The 21,893-nt window shown below is 68.4% G+C and carries 19 protein-coding genes, 1 tRNA gene and 1 riboswitch; of the genes, 7 read left to right on the plus strand and 13 right to left on the minus strand.

Features of this window, described 5'->3' with window-relative positions:
• The first annotated feature begins 92 nt into the window (after nt 1-92).
• The 6 genes from K6753_RS07280 (at nt 93) to K6753_RS07305 (ending at nt 6,015) form a co-directional block, all read left to right on the plus strand.
• The gene (locus tag K6753_RS07280) at nt 93-1,940 is read left to right on the plus strand and encodes an autotransporter domain-containing protein (RefSeq protein ID WP_223675760.1); all 1,848 of its coding nucleotides are present in this window, start codon (nt 93-95) and stop codon (nt 1,938-1,940) included.
• Nucleotides 1,941-2,005: 65 nt separating this feature from the next.
• Nucleotides 2,006-2,079: transfer RNA gene (locus tag K6753_RS07285), tRNA-Gly, on the plus strand.
• A gap of 110 nt (nt 2,080-2,189) precedes the next feature.
• Complete coding sequence (locus tag K6753_RS07290; RefSeq protein ID WP_223675762.1) at nt 2,190-2,660, plus strand: ATP-dependent zinc protease family protein; 471 nt, start codon at nt 2,190-2,192, stop codon at nt 2,658-2,660.
• Entirely contained in the window at nt 2,657-3,565 is a 909-nt protein-coding gene (rimK, locus tag K6753_RS07295) for a 30S ribosomal protein S6--L-glutamate ligase (protein WP_223675764.1), read from the plus strand. Before K6753_RS07290 ends, rimK begins: the two co-directional genes overlap by 4 nt.
• Before the next feature lie 418 nt (nt 3,566-3,983).
• Complete coding sequence (locus tag K6753_RS07300) at nt 3,984-4,670, plus strand: response regulator transcription factor (RefSeq protein WP_223675766.1); 687 nt, start codon at nt 3,984-3,986, stop codon at nt 4,668-4,670.
• A complete protein-coding gene (locus K6753_RS07305; protein ID WP_223675768.1) occupies nt 4,657-6,015 on the plus strand; it encodes a sensor histidine kinase in 1,359 nt (452 codons plus the stop codon). The genes K6753_RS07300 and K6753_RS07305 overlap by 14 nt, the downstream gene beginning before the upstream one ends.
• Nucleotides 6,016-6,115: 100 nt before the next feature.
• Here the strand turns inward: K6753_RS07305 and K6753_RS07310 are convergent, their stop codons facing one another.
• From K6753_RS07310 to metK, 6 genes are all read right to left on the minus strand, one after another.
• Nucleotides 6,116-7,033, minus strand: coding sequence for a branched-chain amino acid transaminase (locus K6753_RS07310; protein ID WP_223675770.1), 918 nt, complete (start codon nt 7,031-7,033; stop codon nt 6,116-6,118).
• 90 nt (nt 7,034-7,123) lie between these two features.
• Complete coding sequence (locus tag K6753_RS07315; RefSeq protein ID WP_223675772.1) at nt 7,124-7,696, minus strand: hypothetical protein; 573 nt, start codon at nt 7,694-7,696, stop codon at nt 7,124-7,126.
• 141 nt (nt 7,697-7,837) lie between these two features.
• The gene (locus K6753_RS07320) at nt 7,838-8,476 is read right to left on the minus strand and encodes a hypothetical protein (protein WP_223675774.1); all 639 of its coding nucleotides are present in this window, start codon (nt 8,474-8,476) and stop codon (nt 7,838-7,840) included.
• Between the two features lie 97 nt (nt 8,477-8,573).
• Nucleotides 8,574-9,398, minus strand: a complete 825-nt coding sequence (gene metF, locus K6753_RS07325; protein WP_223675776.1) for a methylenetetrahydrofolate reductase [NAD(P)H] — start codon at nt 9,396-9,398, stop codon at nt 8,574-8,576.
• Nucleotides 9,399-9,634: 236 nt separating this feature from the next.
• On the minus strand, nt 9,635-11,083 hold the full coding sequence (ahcY, locus tag K6753_RS07330; protein ID WP_223675778.1) for an adenosylhomocysteinase: 1,449 nt from the start codon (nt 11,081-11,083) through the stop codon (nt 9,635-9,637).
• Between the two features lie 44 nt (nt 11,084-11,127).
• A riboswitch (S-adenosyl-L-homocysteine riboswitch) is annotated at nt 11,128-11,204 on the minus strand.
• 187 nt (nt 11,205-11,391) lie between these two features.
• Nucleotides 11,392-12,624, minus strand: a complete 1,233-nt coding sequence (metK, locus tag K6753_RS07335) for a methionine adenosyltransferase (RefSeq protein WP_223675779.1) — start codon at nt 12,622-12,624, stop codon at nt 11,392-11,394.
• A 162-nt stretch (nt 12,625-12,786) separates the two neighbouring features.
• On the opposite strand from metK, the gene K6753_RS07340 reads away from it, so the two are divergent.
• Nucleotides 12,787-13,836, plus strand: coding sequence for a metal-dependent hydrolase (locus K6753_RS07340; protein WP_223675780.1), 1,050 nt, complete (start codon nt 12,787-12,789; stop codon nt 13,834-13,836).
• A gap of 2 nt (nt 13,837-13,838) precedes the next feature.
• Here K6753_RS07340 and K6753_RS07345 read toward each other — a convergent pair whose 3' ends face one another.
• The 7 genes from K6753_RS07345 to K6753_RS07375 form a co-directional block, all read right to left on the minus strand.
• Complete coding sequence (locus K6753_RS07345; RefSeq protein ID WP_223675781.1) at nt 13,839-14,141, minus strand: hypothetical protein; 303 nt, start codon at nt 14,139-14,141, stop codon at nt 13,839-13,841.
• Nucleotides 14,142-14,342: 201 nt separating this feature from the next.
• Nucleotides 14,343-15,179 carry a class I SAM-dependent methyltransferase gene (locus K6753_RS07350; protein ID WP_223675782.1) on the minus strand — a complete coding sequence of 279 codons (837 nt, stop codon included), beginning with the start codon at nt 15,177-15,179 and terminating at the stop codon, nt 14,343-14,345.
• Between the two features lie 23 nt (nt 15,180-15,202).
• Nucleotides 15,203-16,216, minus strand: coding sequence for a tRNA dihydrouridine synthase DusB (gene dusB / locus K6753_RS07355; protein WP_223675783.1), 1,014 nt, complete (start codon nt 16,214-16,216; stop codon nt 15,203-15,205).
• 23 nt (nt 16,217-16,239) lie between these two features.
• On the minus strand, nt 16,240-17,274 hold the full coding sequence (locus tag K6753_RS07360; protein WP_223675784.1) for a PepSY-associated TM helix domain-containing protein: 1,035 nt from the start codon (nt 17,272-17,274) through the stop codon (nt 16,240-16,242).
• 76 nt (nt 17,275-17,350) lie between these two features.
• Nucleotides 17,351-19,480: a TonB-dependent receptor gene (locus tag K6753_RS07365; RefSeq protein WP_223675785.1), complete on the minus strand. Its 2,130-nt coding sequence runs from the start codon at nt 19,478-19,480 to the stop codon at nt 17,351-17,353.
• A 137-nt stretch (nt 19,481-19,617) separates the two neighbouring features.
• Nucleotides 19,618-20,559 carry a ribokinase gene (locus K6753_RS07370; RefSeq protein WP_223675786.1) on the minus strand — a complete coding sequence of 314 codons (942 nt, stop codon included), beginning with the start codon at nt 20,557-20,559 and terminating at the stop codon, nt 19,618-19,620.
• 10 nt (nt 20,560-20,569) lie between these two features.
• On the minus strand, nt 20,570-21,847 hold the full coding sequence (locus K6753_RS07375; protein WP_223676137.1) for a NupC/NupG family nucleoside CNT transporter: 1,278 nt from the start codon (nt 21,845-21,847) through the stop codon (nt 20,570-20,572).
• Nucleotides 21,848-21,893: the final 46 nt, after the last annotated feature.

The raw sequence follows: 21,893 nt of genomic DNA on the forward strand, positions 1-21,893 counted from the left end.
TCCGCGTGCGCCGGGCGTGGTTCGATGCGCGCCATCCGCGGGCGTATGCCCGCCGGACCGCCTCTTCCCATCGCTCATCGCAAGGACGATCCATGAACCGACCCGTTCGTACCGCGCTGGCTGCGGCCCTCGCGCTCGCCACCGCGCCCGCCTTCGCCCAGACCTACTCGCAGACGATCTTCTTCGGCGACAGCCTCACCGACTCCGGCCACTTCCGTCCGGTCCTGATCCAGGTCGCGGGTCCGCAGGCCGCGATCCTGGGCCGCTTCACCACCAACCCGGGGCTGGTGTGGTCCGAGCAACTGGCCGACTTCTACGCCGCGGCCGCCGTCAGCGCCAACCAGGGCGGCAGCAACTACGCCGTCGGCGGTGCGCGCACCGGTACCGATACCGCCAGTCAGCTGGGCCCGGTGCCGTCGGTGCAGACGCAGGTCGCCAGCTACCTGGCCGCCACCGGCGGGCAGGCCGACGCCGACGCGCTCTACGCGGTGTGGGGCGGCGCCAACGACGTGTTTGCTGCGGTCGGCACCGCGGGCGCGGGTGGCGACCCGGCGCCGGTGATCGGCCAGGCCGTGGCCGCGCAGGTCGGTGCGATCGGCACGCTGCAGGCGGCTGGCGCGCGCTACGTGCTGGTACCCACCGTGCCCGATATCGGCCTGACGCCGGGTTTCCGCGCACAGGGCCCGGCCGCGCAGGCCGGCGGTACGCAACTGTCGATGGCCTACAACGACGCCCTGTTCGGCGGGCTGGCGCAGGCCGGCCTGCGGGTCATCCCGCTCGATACCTTCAGCCTGTTCCAGGAGGTCGTGGCGAACCCGGCCGAGTTCGGTTTCACCAACATCACCGGCACCGCGTGCCAGCCGCAGATCACCGCACAGTCGATCACCTGCAACCCGGGCACCTACGTGACGCCCACCGCGGCCGACGATTACGCGTTCGCCGACGGCGTGCACCCGACCGCCAACGCCCACACGATCATTGCCGACTACGCCGCCTCCGTCCTGGAAGGACCGCGGCAGGTGGCGATGCTGCCGCACGCCCAGCAACTGGCCGGCCGTACCCGCAGCGACCGGGTCGCGGCGCAGTGGCGCGGTGGCTCCACGGGTGAGCCCGGACTGCGTGCCTGGGCCGACCTGCGCGGCGACTACCAGAAGTTCGACGAAGGCACCGGCGCGATGGTCGACGGCGAGGGCGGCGGTGCCGGACTGCTGGCCGGCCTGGGCTGGAGCAGCGGCGACTTCCACGTCGGCGGCTTCCTGGGCGCCGGCTCGCAGACGCTGAAGTGGGGCCAGGGCAGGGGCGAGTTCTCCTTCGACGACACCACGCTGGGTGCCTACGCCGGTTGGCGTGGCGGCAACGGCTGGGTGGGCGTGCAGGCCAGCACCAGCCAGGGCGACTACGACACCGAGCGCCGCGTCGACCTCGGCCCGGCCACGCGTGTGCACCGCGCCTCGGCCGACGGCGACAACCTGACGGTGGCGCTGGATGCCGGCTGGCGCTTCGACCACGGCACCCTCAGCCACGGTCCGGTGCTGTCGCTGGTATCGCAGCGCATCGACATCGACGCGATGGCCGAGGACCAGGCGGACCTGTCGACCTCGCTGGCGTACCCGCAGCGCGAGATCGATTCGCTGGTCGGCAGCGTCGGCTGGCAGGTCGCCCTGCAGATGGGCGAGCACTTCGCGCCGTACGCACGCCTGACGTGGGACCGCGAGTTCGAGGATCACGACGAAGAGGCCTTCGCGCAGCTGCAGTCGATGCCGGGCACCGCGCCGTACGCGGTGCCGGGGCTGGAGCTGGACGAGGACTACGGCACGGTGATGCTGGGTGCGCGCACCACGCTGTTCGGGTTGGACGCCGATGCCGGCCTGGCCGGCTCGGTGGCGCGCAACGGCACCGACAGCGTCGGCGTGTTCCTCAACGTCGGGCGCGGTTTCTGACGCCGGCCACCGGCCTGTGCGGGCGCGTTGCCAGTAGGGGCGCGCCGGCATAGACTTCCGGTCGCGCGGGTGTAGTTCAATGGTAGAACTTCAGCTTCCCAAGCTGATAGCGTGGGTTCGATTCCCATCACCCGCTCCATCTTGCGGCGGCTCCGTCCTTCGGGACCGGGCCGCCGTTTTCGTTGGGCCTTCGCCCCGGTGCGCCCATCGCGCCACGCGACCCGATCAACCCACACAGGCCACCGCCGCATGACGCAGGGTGCACCCGAACGGATCGTCCTGGGCTGGCGCGAGTGGGTTGCGTTGCCCGGGCTAGGGCTGCCCTGGGTCCGCGCGAAGGTCGATAGCGGCGCGCGCAGTTGCGCCTTGCACGTCGACGCGCACTGGCGCTTCACCGAAGGGGGCGCGCCGTGGGTGGGCTTCCGGGTGGCACCGGGCACGGGTGTGCCGATCGAATCGATTGCACCGGTGCTGGAAGAGCGCGAAGTGACCGACTCGGGCGGCCATCGCAGCCGCCGGGTGTTCCTCCGCACGACGATGCGCCTGGCGGGCATGGAGCGCGAGATCGACATCAACCTTTCGGACCGCCGCGGCATGCGCTTCCCCATGCTGCTTGGCCGTACCGCGATGGCCGGTGCGTTCATGGTGGACCCGTCACGTTCGTTCCTGCATGGCCGCCCGTCCGGCGGCGTCGTTCACTCCCTGAAGAAGCCTCGATGAAGCTCGCGATCCTGTCGCGTAACACCAAGCTGTACTCCACGCGCCGGCTGGTGGAGGCCGCGCGCGAACGCCGCCACAGCGTGCGCGTGCTGGACCCGTTGCGCTGCTACATGCGCATCGATTCGGATGGCTTCCGGATGCACTACAAGGGCGTCGAGATTGCCGGCTACCACGCGGTGATCCCGCGCGTGGGGGCATCGATCACACGCTACGGGTCGGCGGTGCTGCGGCAGTTCGAACTGATGGGCACCTTCACCCCCAACCCGTCCGACGCGGTGCTGCGTGCACGCGACAAGCTGCGCAGCCACCAGATGCTCGCGGCGCAGGGCATCGGCCTGCCGGCCACGGTGTTCGGCGACAACCCCGACGACACCGCCGACCTGCTGTCGATGCTGGGCCCGCCCCCGCACGTCATCAAGCTCAACGAAGGCACCCAGGGTGCGGGCGTGATGCTGACGGAGAAGCTGTCGGCGTCGAAGGGCGTGATCGAGGCGCTGCGGGGCCTGTACGCGCAGTTCCTCGTGCAGGAGTTCGTGGCCGAGGCCAAGGGCGCGGACCTGCGCTGTTTCGTGGTGGGCGGCAAGGTGGTTGCGGCGATGAAGCGGCAGGCGCCGAAGGGCGACTTCCGCTCCAACCTCCACCGCGGCGGGCGCGCCAAGGGCGTGAAGGCGACGGCGGCCGAGCAGGACGTCGCCATCCGGGCCGCGCGCGTGCTGGGGCTGGGCGTGGCCGGTGTCGACCTGATCCGGTCCGCGCGCGGGCCGCTGGTGCTGGAAGTGAATGCCTCGCCGGGCCTGGAGGGCATCGAGGACGCCACCGGGGTCGACGTGGCGGGGGAGATCGTCGATTACGTCGCCTTGCGCTACAAGCGCATCGCCGCCAAGCGCGCCGCGACCAAGGCCTGACGGGTGTCCGCAGTCGCGGCCTGTGCTTCAAAAGGCATTGAAAATCAAAGGCTTGAAGTGGGCGATTGAGTGAATAGCGTTTCCTTAACGTCGCACTTAACGGTGGTTTAATCGCCCCCCGCGTAGCGTTGTCCGGACCGCAGCACTGCAGGGCTTGCCCGGGAACTCCCGGGGTCCGGCAGTTTCGGTATCGGGGCAACACCCTTTTGGCCCAGGCGCGCGGCCCGCGCCTGGGTTTTTTGTGGGTGGCGGTCGGGCGTCCACCCCTCGCGGTGGTGGATGGGCCAGCCTGCGGATGTGTCCAAAACGCCCAGGCTCCGCCGCTCTGGCAGAATCCGGGCGTGGGCCGGTCCGCACGCCACGTCGACCCGAACCTTGCCACGCTGCCGCGGTCGAATCCCCCACCCAGGAACCCCCAATGCGCATCCTCGTCATCGAAGACAACCAGGACATCGCCGCCAACCTCGGGGATTTCCTCGAAGACCGCGGCCACACCGTCGACTTCGCCGCCGACGGCATCACCGGCCTGCACCTGGCGGTGGTCCATGACTTCGACGCGATCGTGCTCGACCTCAACCTGCCCGGGCTGGACGGCCTGGAGGTCTGCCGCAAGCTGCGCAACGAGGCGCGCAAGCAGACGCCGGTGCTGATGCTGACCGCGCGCGATTCGCTGGACAACAAGTTGGCCGGGTTCGACTCGGGCGCCGACGACTACCTGATCAAGCCGTTCGCGCTGCAGGAGGTTGAAGTCCGCCTCAATGCACTGTCGCGCCGCGGCAAGGGCGTGCAGACGCGGGTGCTCAACGCCGCCGACCTCGAGTACAACCTCGACACGCTGGAAGTGCGCCGCCAGGGCAAGCTGCTGCAGCTCAACCCGACCGCTCTGAAGATCCTCCAGGCGCTGATGGAAGCCAGCCCGGCCGTGGTCACCCGGCAGGAACTGGAGACGCGCGTCTGGGGCGAGGAGCTGCCCGACTCCGACAGCCTGCGCGTGCACATCCACGGCCTGCGGGCGGTGGTCGACAAGCCGTTCGAGACCCCGTTGATCCAGACGCGCCACGGCATCGGGTACCGCATTGCCGAAATCGAAAATGCCGGAAGCTGAAGGCGCGCCCGGCGTCGCCGTGCATCCCATGGGGCGTCGCCGTCCGCGTTACCGGCGGCAGCTGCGCAGCCGCATCATCCTGGCGTTCGTGCTGCTGGGCTTCGGCCTGACCGCACTGTTCGCGTTCGCCACCAACTGGACCCGGAACCGGGTTGAGACGCAGTTGGTGGAGGACGTGATGAACAAGAACATCGACGAGTACGCGCGCCAGTACTACTCGGCGCCGGACCGCAATCCTGAGATCCAGGTGCAGCAGATGTTCGCGCGGCATGTGCGGCGCGAGCGTTTCGAGGAACTGCGGCAGGAGGAGCCGGACTGGTACGAACTGTCCGACGGCATCCACAACATCAGCGGCACCGACGAGAACGGCGAGACGTTCGCCTACAAGCTGGCCGTAAGAAAGACGCCGGACGAGTGGTTTTTCCTCGCCTACGACATGACGCAGGCCCGCCGCGGCGAGGAGCAGTTCAACCGCGCCATCTTCAGCTCGGTGGTGGTGTTCACCCTGCTGTCGCTGCTGGTGGGCTGGTGGGCGGCATCGCGCGTGATGAGCCCGGTGTCGGAACTGGCGCGGCGGCTGAAGCTGTCGGGGCGCAGCGCGCAACCCGAAGCCCTCGCCGCGCACTTCCCGGACGACGAGGTCGGCCAGCTGGCCGAGGCGCTGGATGATTACGCCGAGCGGCTGACCGACGTGGTGCAGCGCGACCGCGAATTCAATGCCGACGTCAGCCACGAGCTGCGCACGCCGTTGGCGGTGATCAAGGGCGCGGTGGAGTTGCTGCTGTCGCGGCCCGACGTGGACGACAAGACCCGCAGCCGGTTGCTGCGCATCCAGCGTGCCGAGCAGCAGTGCACCGACCTGATCAGCGCCTTGTTGTTGCTGTCGCGCAACGAGCGCGGGCACGGCGCCTCCGACGTGGCCAAGGTCGCCGAGCAGCTGCTGGACGTGCACCGCGCACAGGTCGTCGGCAAGACGCTGGAGTTGCGCATGGAAGGCGAGCGCGGGCTGGTGGTCGACGCACCGGAGGCCGCGGTGGCCGTCGCACTCGGCAACCTGATCGGCAACGCGGTGAAGTACACCAAGTCGGGCGAGGTCATCGTGCGCCTGCACGCGGACCACGTGGAAGTGATCGACTCCGGCCCCGGCCTCAGCGCCGAGGATGCGGCCAAGTTGTTCGAACGCGGCTACCGGGGCACCCACGCCGGCCACTCGCAGGGCGGCGGCATCGGCCTGTCGATCGTGCGCCGCCTGTGCGCCCTGTACGGATGGAACGTGCGCGTGGCGCCGGGCAAGGTGCAGGGCGTGGTCGCGACCCTGACGTTTTCCGACGCCCCGACGACGTAGCAACGGCTTCAGCGGGATCTACCCGTTTCCACTCGGAGCCGCGTGACCGATCGCCGCGGCGAGTCAGGTCGTTGCAGGACCCGACATGGCGGCCGGTGCATCAGGCTTCCAGGGGCTCCAGCCAGCCGTGCCGATCCGGCGTCGTGCCGTCGAACAGACCGAAGAACAGGTCCTGGATGCGACGCGTCACCGGCCCCGGCTTGCCGGCACCGACCGCGCGGCCGTCGACCGACCGGATCGGCGTGATCTCCGCGGCCGTGCCGCACATGAAGAGCTCATCGCACAGGTAGAGGTATTCGCGCGGCAGGTCGCGTTCCACCACGTCGATCCCCGCGTCGCGGGCCAAGTGGATGATCGAGTTGCGCGTGATGCCGTTGAGCAGCGCCGCACTGACCGGCGTGGTGTGCAGTGCGCCGTCGATGACCAGGAACAGGTTCTCGCCCGCGCCTTCGCTCAGCAGGCCGGTGGAGGCCAGCGCGATGCCCTCGCCGAAGCCCAGGCGCCGCGCCTCGCGCGCCACCAGCTGGCCCGACAGGTAGTTGCCGCCCGCCTTGGCGCCGGCGGGAATGGTGTTGGGCGCGAAGCGCTGCCAACTGGAGACGCAGGCGTCGATGCCGTCGTCCAGCACGCCCTCACCCAGGTACGGGCCCATGTGCCAGGCCGCCACCGCCATGTCCGTCGGTGTGTCGGCCGAAAGCCCGAAACCACCCAGGCCGCGGAACGCCACGGGGCGCAGGTAGGCCTGCGACAGCCCGTTGCGCAGCACGACTTCGCGGCAGGCGGCGTTGATCTCGTCCACCGAGTACGGCATCGCCATTTCGTAGATGCGGGCCGACGCCAGCAGGCGCCGGTTGTGGTCGGTCAGGCGGAAGATCGCCGGACCCGACGGGGTCTGGTAACAGCGGATACCCTCGAACACGGACGAACCGTAATGCAGCGCATGCGCCATGACATGCGTGGTGGCCTCGGCCCAGCGCTTGATCGCACCGTTGTGCCAGATCCATTCGGGGTATTGCATGCGGGCGGTTCCGTCGGTCATCGGCCGCGTATTGTGCCTGCGCGATGCCGCGGGTGGATGTGCCGCGCGGAGGGATGGCAACCGGAGGCCTCAGCCCTTGATCCACCAGCAGCCCAGGTGGCGCTGCAGGCCGAACGTGGTGCTCGACGGCGTGCTGCCATTGGCGAGGGTCTGCTCGACGCGCAGGCCGATCGGCTGCTGGCGCACGCTGGCCTGCGGGTAGTAGAACCCGTCCAGCCCCTCGGGCGTCATCGGCATCACCGGGATAATGTCGACCAGAGGGCGTTGGGTAATGGCATCCAGCCGGTCGAGGATCGAATATCCGGTACGGCCCGACATACCCGCCCAGTGGTAGACGGCGGCGAGCCGGTTCGCGTCCTGACCGTCAATGGCCGTGGTCATCTCGTAGACGAGGTCCTGAAGGTTGCGGGCGCAACCGCCCTGGTGCAGGCGGACCGAGGGCGATGTCCGATGAGCGGCCCGTTTCTGTTCCACCGCGCCGATGTCGCTGCATTGGCGATCCGTAAAGACCGGCGTTCCACTGGGATCGATGCACTCTCGTACCTGCGCCGAGGCGATTGCGCCTGAGGCGTGGATCGTGCCGATCACGACGAGTAGGGCGGCGCCCAAGACGGCGCGGCGATAGGAAAATGGGACCGCCATTGGCGCAGCCTAATGGCGTGAGCGCAGCGTGAAAAGTGCAGGAGTCACGACCGCGCTCAACGAATCACAATGACGCGGGTCTGCATGGGAGCGTGTGACGGGGCGTGTGACCGGGAATGGTTGACTTGAAACCTTGATGCGTCAGAAGCGGACGAAGTAGCAGCCCTGGTGCTGATGGACGTCGAAGTCGACGACGGTTCGCGATGCGCCGGGGCCGAAGCTGAGCTGCATGATGCCCGCAGCGCCGCTGCTCGACAGCGGGGCGCTGGCATCGGCGTACGAACCAAACCCGCCGATCTGCGCGTTGAAGTACTGCGCGTGCACCAAGGGCTGCGAGGTCAGGCGGTCGAGCCGCTCCATCGTGGCTTGGCCCTGGGCATTGCTCATGCCGGTCCAGTGATAGCTTTCCGCGACCCGGTTGACGTCGCCCAGTGCCAGCGCGCCTTGCAGGTCCATGGACAGCTGCGTCGCGGACCGGGCGCACCCACTGGCAGGGGAGCGTCGACCGACGGCGCTGGCCGTCGCGATGGAGGTATCCGCGTAAACGGCCGAATCCCCACCGGACGCCACATCCTCGCGGGCCAGTCGCGTCAGCAGTTCGCCCGACATTGGCGTTGGCTGCGCGCCGAACATTCCGCACGGCTTGTCGGTATAGACCGTGGTGCCATCCGGCGCCTGACAACGCTGGATACCGTTGGCCGCCGCATTGACGGCAGGGGCTACCGGCAGCGCGGCAAGGGACAGGACGAGGGCGGAGGCGAGTACGGAGCGCGTGTTCATAGCGGGGTATTGCGCATTCGGGGGGTGTGCGCATGGTCCCCGCGGAACCGTCAAAAGCTTGTGGGAAAAGGGCTCCGTGACTGAACCCCACTGCAACTCAGCGCAATCGCTCCAGCACGTTTAGCGTGGGTTTGGCCAAGTTGAGCGTGTAGAAGTGGAGGCCCGGCGCGCCGCCGTCGATCAGGCGCCGGCAGAGCTGCGCGACCACTTCGGCACCGAACGCGCGGATGCTCTGGACGTCGTCGGCATAGGCCAGCATGCGCTGCATGACCCAGCGCGGGATCTCCGCGCCGCAGAGGTCTGAGAAGCGGCGGATCTGGCTGAAGTTCGCGATCGGCATGATGCCCGGCACGATCGGGATGTCGATGCCGGCACCGCGCACATCATCGACGAAGCGGAAATACGCATCCGCGTTGTAGAAGTATTGCGTGATCGCCCCATTCGCACCGGCGTCGACCTTGCGCTTGAAGTGGGCGAGGTCGGCATGCGCGTCACGCGCCTGCGGGTGCATTTCCGGATAGGCGGCGACCTCGATGTGGAAGTGGTCGCCGGTTTCGTTGCGGATGAACTCCACCAGCTCGTTGGCGTAGCGCAGGTCGCCCGGGCTCACCATGCCCGAGGGCAGGTCGCCGCGCAGGGTGACGAGCCGCTTGGCACCCAGGGCGCGATACAGCTTGAGCAGCCCACGGATCTCCTCGCGCGAGCCGCCCATGCAGGTGATGTGGGGCGCCGCGGGCAGGTCGTGCTCGCGCTTGAGGCGCTGGATGGTTTCGGGCGTATGGCTCAGGGTCGACCCGCCGGCACCGAAGGTGACGCTGACGTACTCGGGCGATTCGCGCTTGAGCCGGGCCACGCTCTTGTCCAGCTGTGAGCGCTGTTCGTCGGTCTTGGGCGGGTAGAACTCGAAGCTGATCGGCGTCATTCGTGGCACGCGCGGCGGATGGGCTGCGTGCAATGTATCGCTTCATCGGGATGAATGTAAGAGATTCGTCGTGCCGATCCTGATTTCTGTAGGGGCGGCTTCAGCGGCGAACGGGTCTGGTGGACCCGCGGGATAGGCCATCGCGGCTGAAGCCGCTCCTACAAGGACGCTTCAGGGCCGCAAAAAGAAACGGGCGCCGAAGCGCCCGTTTCCTTGCAGCCGAACCCCGCCACCGATCAGTAGCGGTAGTGCTCCGGCTTGTACGGACCCTCGACCGGCACGCCGAGGTAGTCGGCCTGGTCCTTCGTGAGCGTGGTCAGCTTCACGCCGATCTTCTCCAGGTGCAGGCGCGCGACCTCCTCGTCGAGCTTCTTGGGCAGCAGGTAGACCTGCTTTCCGTAGTCGTCCTTGTTGGCCCACAGGTCGATCTGCGCCAGCGTCTGGTTGGCGAAGGAGTTGGACATCACGAAGCTGGGGTGCCCGGTGGCGCAGCCCAGGTTCACCAGGCGGCCTTCGGCCAGCAGGAAGATGCTGTTGCCATTGGCGAAGGTGAACTTGTCCACCTGCGGCTTGATGTTCGTCTTCTCCACGCCCTTGAGCGCGTACAGCGCGTCGACCTGGATCTCGTTGTCGAAGTGGCCGATGTTGCAGACGATCGCCTGGTCCTTCATCGCCTGCATGTGCTCGACGGTGATGATGTCCTTGTTGCCGGTGGTGGTGACGTAGATGTCGCCACGGCCCAGCGTGCTCTCGATGGTGTTGACTTCGAAGCCTTCCATCGATGCCTGCAGCGCGCAGATCGGGTCGATCTCGGTCACCACCACGCGCGCACCGTAGGCCCGCAGCGAGTGCGCCGAACCCTTGCCGACGTCCCCGTAGCCGCACACCACGGCCACCTTGCCGGCGAGCATTACGTCCATCGCGCGCTTGAGGCCGTCGGCCAGCGACTCGCGGCAGCCGTAGAGGTTGTCGAACTTGGACTTGGTCACCGAGTCGTTGACGTTGATCGCCGGCACCAGCAGCTTGCCGGCCTCGGCCAGCTGGTAGAGGCGGTGAACGCCGGTGGTGGTTTCCTCGGACACGCCCTTCCAGTCGCGCACGACGGTGGTCCAGAAATCCGGACGTTCGGCATGCACGCGCTTGAGCAGGTTCTTGATGACCTGCTCCTCGTGGCTGGATGCCTTGCCGTCGACCCAGCTGCTGTCGCCCTGCTCGAGCTCGTAGCCCTTGTGGATCAGCAGCGTCACGTCGCCGCCGTCGTCCACCACCAACTGCGGGCCGAGGAAGCCGCCCTTGCCGTCGGGGAAGCTCAGCGCCTCCAGGGTGCAATCCCAGTACTCCTCCAGCGTCTCGCCCTTCCAGGCGAACACCGGGGTGCCGGTGGCGGCGATCGCCGCGGCGGCATGGTCCTGGGTGGAGAAGATGTTGCACGACGCCCAGCGCACGTCGCCGCCGATGTCCTTCAGCGTCTCGATCAGCACCGCCGTCTGGATGGTCATGTGCAGCGAGCCGGTCACGCGCACGCCCTTGAGCGGCGCCTCGGACGCGTACTTGCGGCGGATGGACATCAGGCCAGGCATCTCGTGCTCGGCGATGTCGATTTCCTTGCGGCCCCAGTCGGCCAGCGAGATGTCGGCGATCTTGTAGTCGCCATCCTGGGAGAAGGTCTTGGGTACTGCGTTCATTGGAAAGCTCCGGTCATGGCCGGCCCGATGCGGGCGGGCGTGAAAGCAACCGGGCGCCGTTGGTGCGTGGAACCTCGCCGAGCCTGGCCGTCGGCTGACGGTCGCAGCGCCCCTCGGCGGGGCAGGGTCGTGATTTTACGTCCGCCGGCCGCGCGGTGGCAGGCCGGAAACGTGAACGGGCCGTTCTGGACGGCCCGTCCTTGCATGGGGCCGTTCAAGACGGCCCGTCCTTGCATGGGGCCGTTCAAGACGGCCCCATCGTGTTGACCGCACGCCTCGCAGATCGAGCGAGGCGTGCAAGGCCAGTCCTACAGCTTGGCCGCCTTGCGCAGCTCGTCGGCGCGGTCGGTCTTCTCCCAAGAGAAGGCCGTGGCCTTCTGGGTGACGCCGGCGCCGTCGATGTAGCTGACGTCCTGCGGCTTGCGGCCGAAGTGGCCGTAGGCCGCGGTGGAGCGGTAGATCGGGTGGATCAGGTCGAGCATCTTGACGATGCCGTACGGGCGCAGGTCGAAGTGCTTGCGGATCAGTTTCTCGATCTTGTCGTCGCTGATCTTGCCGGTGCCGAAGGTGGTGACCGAGATCGAGGTCGGCTCGGCCACGCCGATCGCGTAGCTCAGCTGCACTTCGCACTTGTCGGCCAGGCCGGCGGCCACGACGTTCTTGGCGACGTAGCGCGCGGCATAGGCGGCCGAACGGTCGACCTTGGACGGGTCCTTGCCCGAGAACGCACCGCCACCGTGGCGGGCCATGCCGCCGTAGGTGTCGACGATGATCTTGCGGCCGGTCAAGCCGCAGTCGCCCACCGGGCCGCCGATCACGAAGATGCCGGTCGGGTTGATGTGGATCTTGTTCTTGGGCAGCGACTCCATCCACTTCTTCGGCAGCACCGGCTTCAGGATGTACTCGCGCACCGCCTCGACCAGGTCCTTCTGCTTGACGCCCGGGTCATGCTGCGTCGACAGCACCACGGCGTCGAGGCCGACGATCTGGTTGGCGTTGTCGTAGCGCAGGGTCACCTGGCTCTTGGCGTCCGGGCGCAGCCACGGCAGCGGCGAATTCTTCTTCTTGCGGATCTTGGCCTGCTGCTCGACCAGCCGGTGGCTGTAGTAGATGGGCGCAGGCATGAACTCCGGCGCCTCGTTGCAGGCGTAGCCGAACATCAGGCCCTGGTCGCCCGCGCCCTGTTCCTCCGGCTTCTTCTGCTTCTTCTGGCTGCCGTCCACGCCGGCGGCGATGTCGGGCGACTGCTTGCCGAGCATGTTGATGATGGCGCAGGTGTGGCCGTCGAAGCCGACGTCGGAATTGTCGTAGCCGATCTCGTTGATCACGCCACGCGCCAGCGACTCGATGTCGACCCATGCCGAGGTGGTGACCTCGCCGGCGACGATCGCCGCGCCCGTCTTCACCAGCGTTTCGCAAGCCACGCGTGCGCGCTTGTCCTGGGTCAGGATCGCGTCCAGCACGGCGTCGGAGATCTGGTCGGCGATCTTGTCCGGATGGCCTTCGGAAACGGATTCGGAGGTGAACAGGTAGCTGGACATCGGCGTCTATATCCTTGCATCGGGATAAAAGGATGGGCGCGCATGATACAGGTTCGGCCCGCGGGTCGCATCGCCGGTCGATTCTGGGTGACAGCGGGTTTGCACGCGGTTAAGGCGTCGAGGCTGGCGGCAGGTGTCGCGGCGGCTGGGTAGCATGCGCCGATGGATTCGATCACCCAGATGCTCCTTGGCGCGGCGGTCACCGCCGCCATCGCGCCCCCCGGACACCGCCGCGCAGCGCTGCTGGCGGGCGCCGCACTGGGCACGCTGCCCGACCTGGACGTGCTGCCCATTGCGTTGCTCACGGACAACCCCGTCGAGCGGATGACCTGGCACCGCGGGCTCACCCATTCGCTGCTGGTACTGCCACTGGTTGCGTGGGCGATATGGGCGTGGTTCCGGTCACGCGGCGGGCGCGTCACGGAGGCACCGCGGCGATGGTTCTGGGCGATCCAGCTGGCGCTCTTGACGCACCCGCTGCTGGACGCGTTCACCGTCTACGGCACCCAACTGCTGTGGCCGCTGCCGGTGCGGCCCGTGATGTGGTCGAGCGTGTTCATCATCGATCCGCTGTACACGGTTTGGCTGCTTCTGGCCTGCGCAGCGGCGTGCTGGGCCGGACCGCGCCGGGTCGCGGGTCATGCACTGGCGGCGGGGCTGGCGCTCAGTTCGCTGTACCTGGGCGCCTCGCTGGGCGCGAAAGCGATGGTCGAGCGGGAGGCATCGCGGTCGCTGGCGTCGCTCGGCCTGGCCGATGCGCCGCGCTTCAGCGTGCCGATGCCGTTCAACATCCTGCTGTGGCGCGTGGTGGCGATGACGCCGGACGGTTTCGTCGAGGGCGAACGCTCGCTGGCGGCCGACCATGGCCCCATGGCGTTCCGGCGCTACCGTTCGGACGTGGACGCGCTGCGCGATGTCGAGGCCCTGCCGGCCGTACGCGAACTGGCCTGGTTCAACCACGGCTTCATGAAGGCCGAGCGGCGCCAAGGGCATCTGGTGCTGTCGGACCTGCGCATGGGGGCGGAGCCGGACTACACGTTCCGTTTCGCCGTAGCCGAGGGCGGGTCCGGCGCGTGGCGTGCAATTCCGCCCGAGCAGATGGAGTGGCCGTGGGAATCGCGCCGTCAGCTGGCGGGGCTTTGGCAGCGGATTTGGGAAGCGCCGACTCATCCCGGCGCCGCCGCGACGAACGCCGCGACGCCGGGTCATTAGCGTTACAACGCGGATGCCATGCCGGAGTCGGCAGTCAGCGCGACGGCCGGCTGGTCCTGTGGTACCTGCAGCGACAGGCCGGCGACCAGCCGCTCGAACTGCGCCTGGCCGATGGCCGCCTTGATGCGGGCCGCACTTCTCTCGTAGTTCGCACGATATTCGGCATACGGGGTGCGGTTGCCGAGCACCATGCGCACCTTGCGCTCGCTGAGGCCGCTTTCCCGGGCCACGTATTCGATCTGTGCCTCGCTGGCCAGGGCCGGGGCCGTGGCGAGAAGGGCGGCGGTGCACAGACTGGTTGCCACGATTGCAATCCTGCCTTTCATCGGAGCCTCCCGATCGGTAGTGGCCGGGGCGGGGGACGGCCCGTTGTCGTCCCGTGGGGGCGCCCCGGCATTGCCAATGGTCCCCCCGCGCGCAGGCAGGCGCATCGGCCGAAGGCCGGGGTGACTTCCGACGCCGTTTCCGGGCACGGTCCTTGCCGGCCCGAGTCGCCCCGCCGTTAGTCAGTAAACGACCGCGCGTGCCTGCACGAACGAATAGAAGAACACCGCATCCGGGTCGTTCTGTACCTGGCGCATTTCCGCGCGCACGCCGTCCACGGTGGCCTGGTCGACCTTGCCCTCGGAAACCAACTGCTCGGCGGCCGAAAGCATCAGCTCCTCCCAGAACGCGATCATCGCCTTGCGCCGCGCCGGCTCGCGGTTGTCGAAGTGGAAGGTCTTGATCTCGGTGGTGACGTCCCGGTAGCCGCCCGCCAGCAGCAGGTTGCCGAGCTTGGCGCCCACGAAGGGGTCGCCGCCACTGTCGATCTGGAAGTCGTTGAACGCCATCCAGTAGCGCCACACATTGGGCGAGTAGGGGTCGAGCAGGAACGAAGCGTTCATCACCTCGGTCACGTAGACCACCGACCCGGGCGACAGCACGCGGCGCACTTCGCTCAGCACGCGGGCGGGCGAGGGTACGTGTTCGAGCACCCAGCACAGGAACGCGGCATCGAAGCTGCGCGGCTCGAACGGGAGGTCGGTCGCGTCGGCCTGTTGGATGGCGTAGCGCCCCTCCAGCCAGGGCATGGCGCCGAGGTTGGCGCGCGCCGCCTCGATCTGCACGTCGTTGAGGTCGACGCAGGTGGCGTGCAGGTCGGGGAAGCGCCGCAGCAGGATCTCGGTCTGCGCGCCCACGCCGCTGCCGACTTCCAGCAGACGCTTGGCGCCGGTGTAGTCGATGTTGCGGAAGATGGTCGACTCGGCGAGCCGGGCCTGCTTGACCAGGCGCGCCTGCTCGGTCGCCGAGAAACCGTGGAGGTAGGGGAAGTCGGTGGCGGAGCGGTCCGGGTCGCTCATGGCGTGTGCTCGGCAGGGTGGGGTCAGGCGGCGACCGGGAGGTCGGGTGCGACGCCGGCGATCAGCGCGTCGAAGTAATCGCGGGTGACCTGAAGCTGTGCATGGGTGGTTTCCGCGCGGTTGACCACGGCGCGGAATGCCGCCCGCTGTTCTTCGGAATGTTCGGGGCGGTCCTTTGCGTACCAGCCCAGGTGCTTGCGGGCGATGCGTACGCCGGAGACCTCACCGTAAAACGAATGCAGGTGTTGCAGGTGGCCGAGCAGGATGTCGCGGATCTCGGACAGCGTCGGCGGCGGCAATGCCTCACCCGTGGCCAGGTAATGGGCAATCTCGCGGAAGATCCACGGCCGTCCCTGCGCGGCGCGTCCGACCAGCACCGCGTCGCAGCCCGTGTGCGTAAGGACGGCCTCGGCCTTGCGCGGGGAATCGATGTCGCCGTTGGCCATGACCGGGATCGACAGCGCCGCCTTGACCTGCGCGATCGTGTCGTACTCGGCGGTACCGGTGTACTGCTGGTCGCGCGTGCGGCCGTGCACGGCGAGTGCGGCGATGCCGGCATCCTCCGCGATGCGCGCGATCTCCAGTGCATTGCGCCGGTCGGCCGCCCAGCCGGTGCGGATCTTCAACGTCACCGGCACGTCCACCGCATCCACGACGGCGCGCAGGATGTCGGCCACCAGCGCCGGCTCGCGCATCAGCGCCGACCCCGCCCACGCATTGCAGACTTTCTTGGCCGGGCAGCCCATGTTGATGTCGATGATCTGCGCACCCTGGTCGACGTTGTGGCGCGCGGCATCGGCCATCACCGAAGGCACGGTGCCGGCGATCTGCACGCTGATCGGGTCGGGCTCGCCCGCATGGTCCATGCGGTGGCGCGACTTGGCGGTGTTCCAGAAGCGCGGATCGGAGGTGGTCATTTCCGACACCGCCAGCCCCGCACCCAGCTGCTTGCACAGCTGCCGGAACGGCTTGTCGGTGACCCCGGCCATCGGTGCCAGGACCACGCGGGGCTCGATGAGGAAGGGGCCGATGCGCATGGCGCTATTTTAGCGGCCGCTGGTCAGGCCTGCCCGACCCGCCGGCGACGCCACCAGAAGAGCGCTCCCGTTACCAGCAGGAACGACGGCAGCAGGCCGCCGAGGAACGTGAGCCAGCGCGCGGCAGTCCCGCCGACGGCGCCGATGTGCAGCGGGTAGATCGCTTGGTGGACGCGAATGCCGGCGGCGTGCCGAGTGGCATCGATGACCTGGAGCGTACGGTTGCCGAAGGCGTTCGCGTGGATCTCGCTGCGGCCCACGGGATGCCACTCGCCGGCTGCCCGGGCACGGAACACCACGGTCCCGTCGTTCTCCGCGGGAATTGAGATGCGGCTCACCCGTGCGCCGGGCAGCGCGAGATCGACGCGGGCGAGCACGGCATGCCATTCGATGCGGTCCGCCGGCGGCGCATGCGACGCCGCGGGTGCCTGGCCGCCACCCAATAACGCGACGAGCACCGTGCGGAAGCCATTGGAATAGACCATGCCCACGCCGGTCAGCGTCAGCAGCAGGAGCAACGGCGAAAGCAGCGCACCCGCCGACTGGTGGCAACTGCGCCAGCGTCTTGCGGGTGGACTGGAGTGCCAGCGCAGGCTCGAGAGCCACTTGCCCACCTTCGGCCACCACAGGTAGAGGCCGGTGACAAGCAGGCCAAGCGCGATCCAGCCGATCACGCCGAGGATCTCCTTGCCGATGGAACCGGCGAGCAGTTCGACGTGGAATTCGTGCAGCCACAGCAGTGCATCGTCGTGGTGCGAGCGCAGGAGCAGAAGCCGGCCGTCGTCGGGCGCAAAGTACGCCCGCGAGCCGTCCTCGAGGTAGCCCTGCCAGACCGGCAGTTCTCGGCGGGGCAGGTCGAGGGTGCGGAGGCCCCGGGCACGCCACGTATCCACGATGGTTTCGAGCACGGTGCCGTCGGCGACCGGGGCGTGGCCCACGAGCCCCGGGTGTTGCCATTTGAGCAGTGCGACGTGGAAGACGAGCGGTGCGCCGGCCAGCGCGACGAGCGCGAATACCGTGCCCGCGGCCAGCCCGAGCCACAGGTGCAGCCACGCCAACGCCGCCCGCAGGCGGCGTCGGAAGGCCCGGTGCGGCGCGGGAGCGACCGGCGGCATCAGGTGCGCGTCGAGGCCGTCAGAACCGGTGCGACCAGCCCAGCGTCAGCACGCGGCCGCGGCCGGCGACGTAGGTGTCCGCGCGCGGCGTGCTCTGCGAGTAGTACGTGACGTACTGCTCGCCCAGCAGGTTCTCGATGCCGACGTTCAGCGTACCGACCGGCATCGCGAACCGCGCCATCAGGTCGACGAGGGTGTAGCCGTCGAAGTCGGCCACTTCCATCCCCCGGCGGTCGAACGACCGGTCCAGCGCGTGGCTGGCCTGCAGGCGAGTGCTGATCGCGGGCGTCCAGTCGCGCGTCCAGAAGGCGGTCACGCGGTCCGGGCTGACGTTGATGCCCGGCAGGTCGCTGTCGACGTGGTCGTCGCCGTCGCTGTCGTACTCGCCCTCGGTGGCAGCATAGGCCAGGCCGAAGCGGTCGGCGTCACCGGCGCGCACGGCCACGTTGCCCTCGATGCCACGGATCTCGGTGCGCTCGCGCACGACGCTGTAGGTACCGGAGGTGGGGTCGAACGACAGGCGCGACCCGAGCTCGGAGTCGGACCAGTACGCGGCCAGGTGCGCGACCCAGCGGCCGTCGTCGTAGTCCACGCCGATTTCGCGGTTGTCGGCAATGACCGGCGACAGATCCACCAGGGCGTCGACGCGCTGGCCGGGCGTGTTGATCCCGCGCAGCACGCGGCCCACGTCTGCGACGGCGTAGCCCTCGGAATACGAAGCGTATACCTTGAACGCGTCAGTCGAGTCCCACACCGCGCCCACGTTGGGAAGCACCTCGCTCGTGGTCGGGTTGCCACCCTCGACCTGCTGGCTGCCGTAGACGGGCAGGGTGGTGAAGTCGTCGACGCGGAGCTCGCCACGCTCGTAGCGCAGGCCGCCGGTGAGCATGAGGCGGTCGCCGAGGTGCCACTCGGTCTGCACGAACGGAGACCACGATTCGTAGCGCGTCTCGGGAACCCAGTTGAGGTCGCTGACGACCAGCTCCTGGTAAGTCGTGTCGCGCGCCCAGTCCAGGCCGAGGGTCAGGCGCAGGCGGCCGTCGATGAAGTCGCCGCGCGACCACGTCAACTTGCTGCCGACTTTCTCGGACGCGTTCTGCGACTGGTCCCACCAGTTCGGGTCGCGGCCGTCGCCCCAGAAGTCGCCCCAGTCACTGCCGCCGTAGAGCGCGGCGAAGTCGACCCAGTAGGCCTGGGCCTGGAAGTAGCCGCCTGCCATCGCGTTGTCAGTGAAGTCGGCTACCAGCGAGGTGGAGCGGTTGCGCGGGCCCTCACCCTCCGGTGAGCCACGCTCGGACGTCGCCAGCAGGCCGGTCGCCGGATCGCCGTCGACGGTGCGGTAGTCGTGGTTGCCCTGGAGTTCGTAGCGGTTCGCGGTGAACTGCAGGCGGCGCTCGGCATCGATCGTCCAGCCGGCCTTCGCGAACAGGTCGTGGCTGTCGGCGTCCATGAGGTCGCCCTGCACGTCGTTGACGGCGATCGCCCGGCCGTCGGCGTCGTAGTAGAGGCCTTCGCTGGCGTACGACGCCCCCGCGACCAGGTCGAACGCGCCCGACCGGGTGCCGAACACGTAGGACGCGCGGTGGCCGTCACCGTCGTCCTGCGTGGGTAGGGCGGTGCTGGCGGCGATGCTGACGTCGTGGAACGTCTCGCCATCCCGCCGCGGCGCGCGTTTGGTGATGATGTTGATGATGCCGCCGGATGCACCCAGCCCCTGCAGCGCATTCGCGCCGTGGATCACCTCGATCCGCTCGATCATCGCCGGGTCGATCGTGTGGCCGTCGCGCCCGCCTTCGCGGAGCGGCGTTGACTGGGGCACGCCGTCTACCAGGTACAGCGGTTTACGGCCGCGTAGCGTCTCGCCGCTGTTGGTCAGCTTCTGGCGCGATGGCGTGAACGACGGGATCAGGTTCGACAGCACCTGCGAGAGGTCCTGCGTGATCGCCAGCTGCTGTTCGAGCTGCTCGCGGTCGATGATCGTGATGGTGTTCGGGAGCGCGGCCTCGGAGTCGGGGATGCGGCTGGTGCTGGCGGACACCACGACCCGGTCGAGGGTGCTGGCGTCGTCGTCGGCGACGGCGGCCGCTGCCGCTGCGGGCAGGGCGAGGGCGCCGGCGATCGCGCCGGCGAGGAGTCGAAGGTGGGGCATGCGCGGGTCACGTCCTGGTAAGCGCGCGCATGTTAATAAAAACGATTCGCATTAGCAAAAAGTGCCGCGTCCTGGCCGCGTGCGTTGAAGGAAGCCGCGGAGGCAATGCCGCGGGCTTGGGCGAACCCGTGGCTCGGTCAGGTGCGAGGCATCGCCAACGCAGCGCCGAACGCTTCAGTAGAGCGTGCGGCGTACGCGGTGGCGAACTCGACGTGCGTGCGGAACGGCGCAACCGGCGTGCGCGCCAGGGAGCTGCACAGCGAACCGCTGAAGGCGTCGCCCGCGCCGGTTGTATCCACCACCCGCGCGGATGGCGCCGGGACGCGGTAGGCGGCACAGGCGTCGCCCTTCGCATCGGTGTCCGGATGCGACACGAAGCAGCCCGCGGCGCCCAGCGTGATCACGACAGTGCCACGGGGAAGCAACGCCCGGCACCACGCATGCAGGCGCGCGTCGTCAAGCGCCGGAACACGGTCGGGGGCGATGTCCGCAATGCCATGCGTTGCTAGGAGCGCCGCGAATTCGGTCTCGTTGGGTGTGAGCACCCCGGTGCATTCCAACAGCCGCACCGGGACGTCTGCGTTGGCCGGCGCGGGATTGAGTACGGCGAGCGCACCCGACGCCATGGCCCATGCGAGGACCGCGGCCACGGTCTCCATCGGCGTTTCAAGCTGCGCCAACACCACCCGGGGGCCATCTGCGCCAGCCAGCGCCTTGCACGCAAATGCAGGGTCCAGCGCTGCGTTCGCGCCAGCACCGATCACGATGGTGTTCGTGCCCTTCGCGTCTACGTAGATGCCAGCCGTGCCCGTGGGGGCATCAGCGCGGGCGGCGTGCAGTTCTATTCCGTCCGTGTCACACAGCGCCCGGGCTTGGTGCGCGCCTGCATCGTTGCCCAGCGCGCATACGAACACGGTTGCCGCACCGCTGCGACGGGCGGCCACCGCCTGGTTGAAGCCCTTGCCGCCTGGGCCGGTGGAGTACGAGCCGGCGAGCGTGGCGCCGGGCACCGGCAGCGCGTCGACGCGCCAGACGTGGTCGACGTTGAACGACCCGACTACCGCGACCGTGCCCGTCATCGCGCCGGCCTCAGGCGTAGTGGCTGAGTACGCCGGCGATCGTCGCGGTCATCAGCGTGGCGATGGAACCGCCAAGCACCGCGCGCAGACCGAAGCGCGCCAGGTCGGCGCGGCGCTCCGGGGCCAGTCCGCCGATGCCGCCGATCTGGATGGCGATCGAGCTGAAGTTGGCGAAGCCGCACAGAGCGTAGGTGGCGATCAAGCGGCCCTGGTCGGTGAGGGTGACGCCCTCCACGCCGCCACGCAGGATCTCGCCCAGCTGCACATAGGCGACGAACTCGTTCAGCACGACCTTGGTGCCGATCAGGCCGCCGACGGTGTTGGCGTCCTGCCACGGCACGCCGATGGCCCACGCCAGCGGCGAAAGCAGGTAACCGAGCAGCGAGGACAGGTCGGTGGGACGGCCCAGTGCGGCTTCCAGCCCGGTGACCTCGCCCAGCCACACCAGCGGCGCGTTGAGCAGCGCGATCAGGGCGATGAAGGCCAGCAGCATCGCGCCGACATTGAGCGCCAGCTTGAGGCCGTCGCCGGCGCCTGCTGCCGCCGCGTCGATGACGTTGGTGGTGGTCTTCTCCACGTCCATCCGCACCGTGCCCAGCGTCAGCGGCTCGCGGGTCTCGGGGACGAGGATCTTGGCAATGACCAGCGTCGCCGGCGCGGCCATGATGCTGGCGGTGATCAGGTGCTTGGCATAGAACGCCTGCTGCGCGGGATCGCCACCGCCCAGCAGCATCACGTACGCGCCCAGCACGCCGCCGGCGATCGTCGCCATGCCGCCGACCATCAACGTCAGCAACTCGGACTCGGTCATCTTGGCGATGTACGGGCGCACCACCAGCGGCGACTCGGTCTGCCCGATGAAGGCGTTCGCGCACACGCTCAGGGTTTCGGCACCGGACACGCGCATCACCTTGGTGATCACCCAGGCCATGCCCTGGACGATCTTCTGCATGACGCCCAGGTGGTAGAGCACGCTCATGAAGCTGGCGAAGAAGATGATGGTCGGCAGCACCTGGAAGGCGAACACGAAGCCAAATTTCGCCGGGTCGGTGAAGTCGCCGAAGATGAACTTCGCGCCTTCGGTGGTGAAGCCCAGCAGCTTCACGAAGCCGCTCGACAGCGCATCGAACACGCTGGCGCCCCAGGGGGTCAGCAGTACGAACGCGGCGATCACCAGCTGCAGCGCCAGGCCGATGCCGACCAGCTTCCAGTCGACGCCACGGCGGTTGTTGGAAAACAGCCAGGCAAGCCCGATCAGCACGGCCAGGCCGAACAGGCCGAAGGCCATCCGGGTGATTAATTCCACGTCGTTGTCCCCTCGAGGCCGGGTCCGG

Origin of the sequence: Novilysobacter selenitireducens, assembly GCF_020026895.1 — a bacterium.
Taxonomy (GTDB): domain Bacteria; phylum Pseudomonadota; class Gammaproteobacteria; order Xanthomonadales; family Xanthomonadaceae; genus Lysobacter_C; species Lysobacter_C selenitireducens.

Coding starts and splice junctions, on each gene's coding strand:
- K6753_RS07370 (WP_223675786.1), bottom strand. CDS start 20,559: ATGACGGGCACGGTCGCGGTAGTCGGGTCGTTCAACGTCGACCACGTC.
- K6753_RS07340 (WP_223675780.1), top strand. CDS start 12,787: ATGGATTCGATCACCCAGATGCTCCTTGGCGCGGCGGTCACCGCCGCC.
- K6753_RS07350 (WP_223675782.1), bottom strand. CDS start 15,179: ATGAGCGACCCGGACCGCTCCGCCACCGACTTCCCCTACCTCCACGGT.
- K6753_RS07300 (WP_223675766.1), top strand. CDS start 3,984: ATGCGCATCCTCGTCATCGAAGACAACCAGGACATCGCCGCCAACCTC.
- dusB (WP_223675783.1), bottom strand. CDS start 16,216: ATGCGCATCGGCCCCTTCCTCATCGAGCCCCGCGTGGTCCTGGCACCG.
- ahcY (WP_223675778.1), bottom strand. CDS start 11,083: ATGAACGCAGTACCCAAGACCTTCTCCCAGGATGGCGACTACAAGATC.
- K6753_RS07290 (WP_223675762.1), top strand. CDS start 2,190: ATGACGCAGGGTGCACCCGAACGGATCGTCCTGGGCTGGCGCGAGTGG.
- K6753_RS07280 (WP_223675760.1), top strand. CDS start 93: ATGAACCGACCCGTTCGTACCGCGCTGGCTGCGGCCCTCGCGCTCGCC.
- rimK (WP_223675764.1), top strand. CDS start 2,657: ATGAAGCTCGCGATCCTGTCGCGTAACACCAAGCTGTACTCCACGCGC.
- K6753_RS07320 (WP_223675774.1), bottom strand. CDS start 8,476: ATGAACACGCGCTCCGTACTCGCCTCCGCCCTCGTCCTGTCCCTTGCC.
- K6753_RS07305 (WP_223675768.1), top strand. CDS start 4,657: ATGCCGGAAGCTGAAGGCGCGCCCGGCGTCGCCGTGCATCCCATGGGG.
- K6753_RS07365 (WP_223675785.1), bottom strand. CDS start 19,480: ATGCCCCACCTTCGACTCCTCGCCGGCGCGATCGCCGGCGCCCTCGCC.
- K6753_RS07310 (WP_223675770.1), bottom strand. CDS start 7,033: ATGCAATACCCCGAATGGATCTGGCACAACGGTGCGATCAAGCGCTGG.
- K6753_RS07315 (WP_223675772.1), bottom strand. CDS start 7,696: ATGGCGGTCCCATTTTCCTATCGCCGCGCCGTCTTGGGCGCCGCCCTA.
- metF (WP_223675776.1), bottom strand. CDS start 9,398: ATGACGCCGATCAGCTTCGAGTTCTACCCGCCCAAGACCGACGAACAG.
- K6753_RS07375 (WP_223676137.1), bottom strand. CDS start 21,847: ATGGCCTTCGGCCTGTTCGGCCTGGCCGTGCTGATCGGGCTTGCCTGG.
- metK (WP_223675779.1), bottom strand. CDS start 12,624: ATGTCCAGCTACCTGTTCACCTCCGAATCCGTTTCCGAAGGCCATCCG.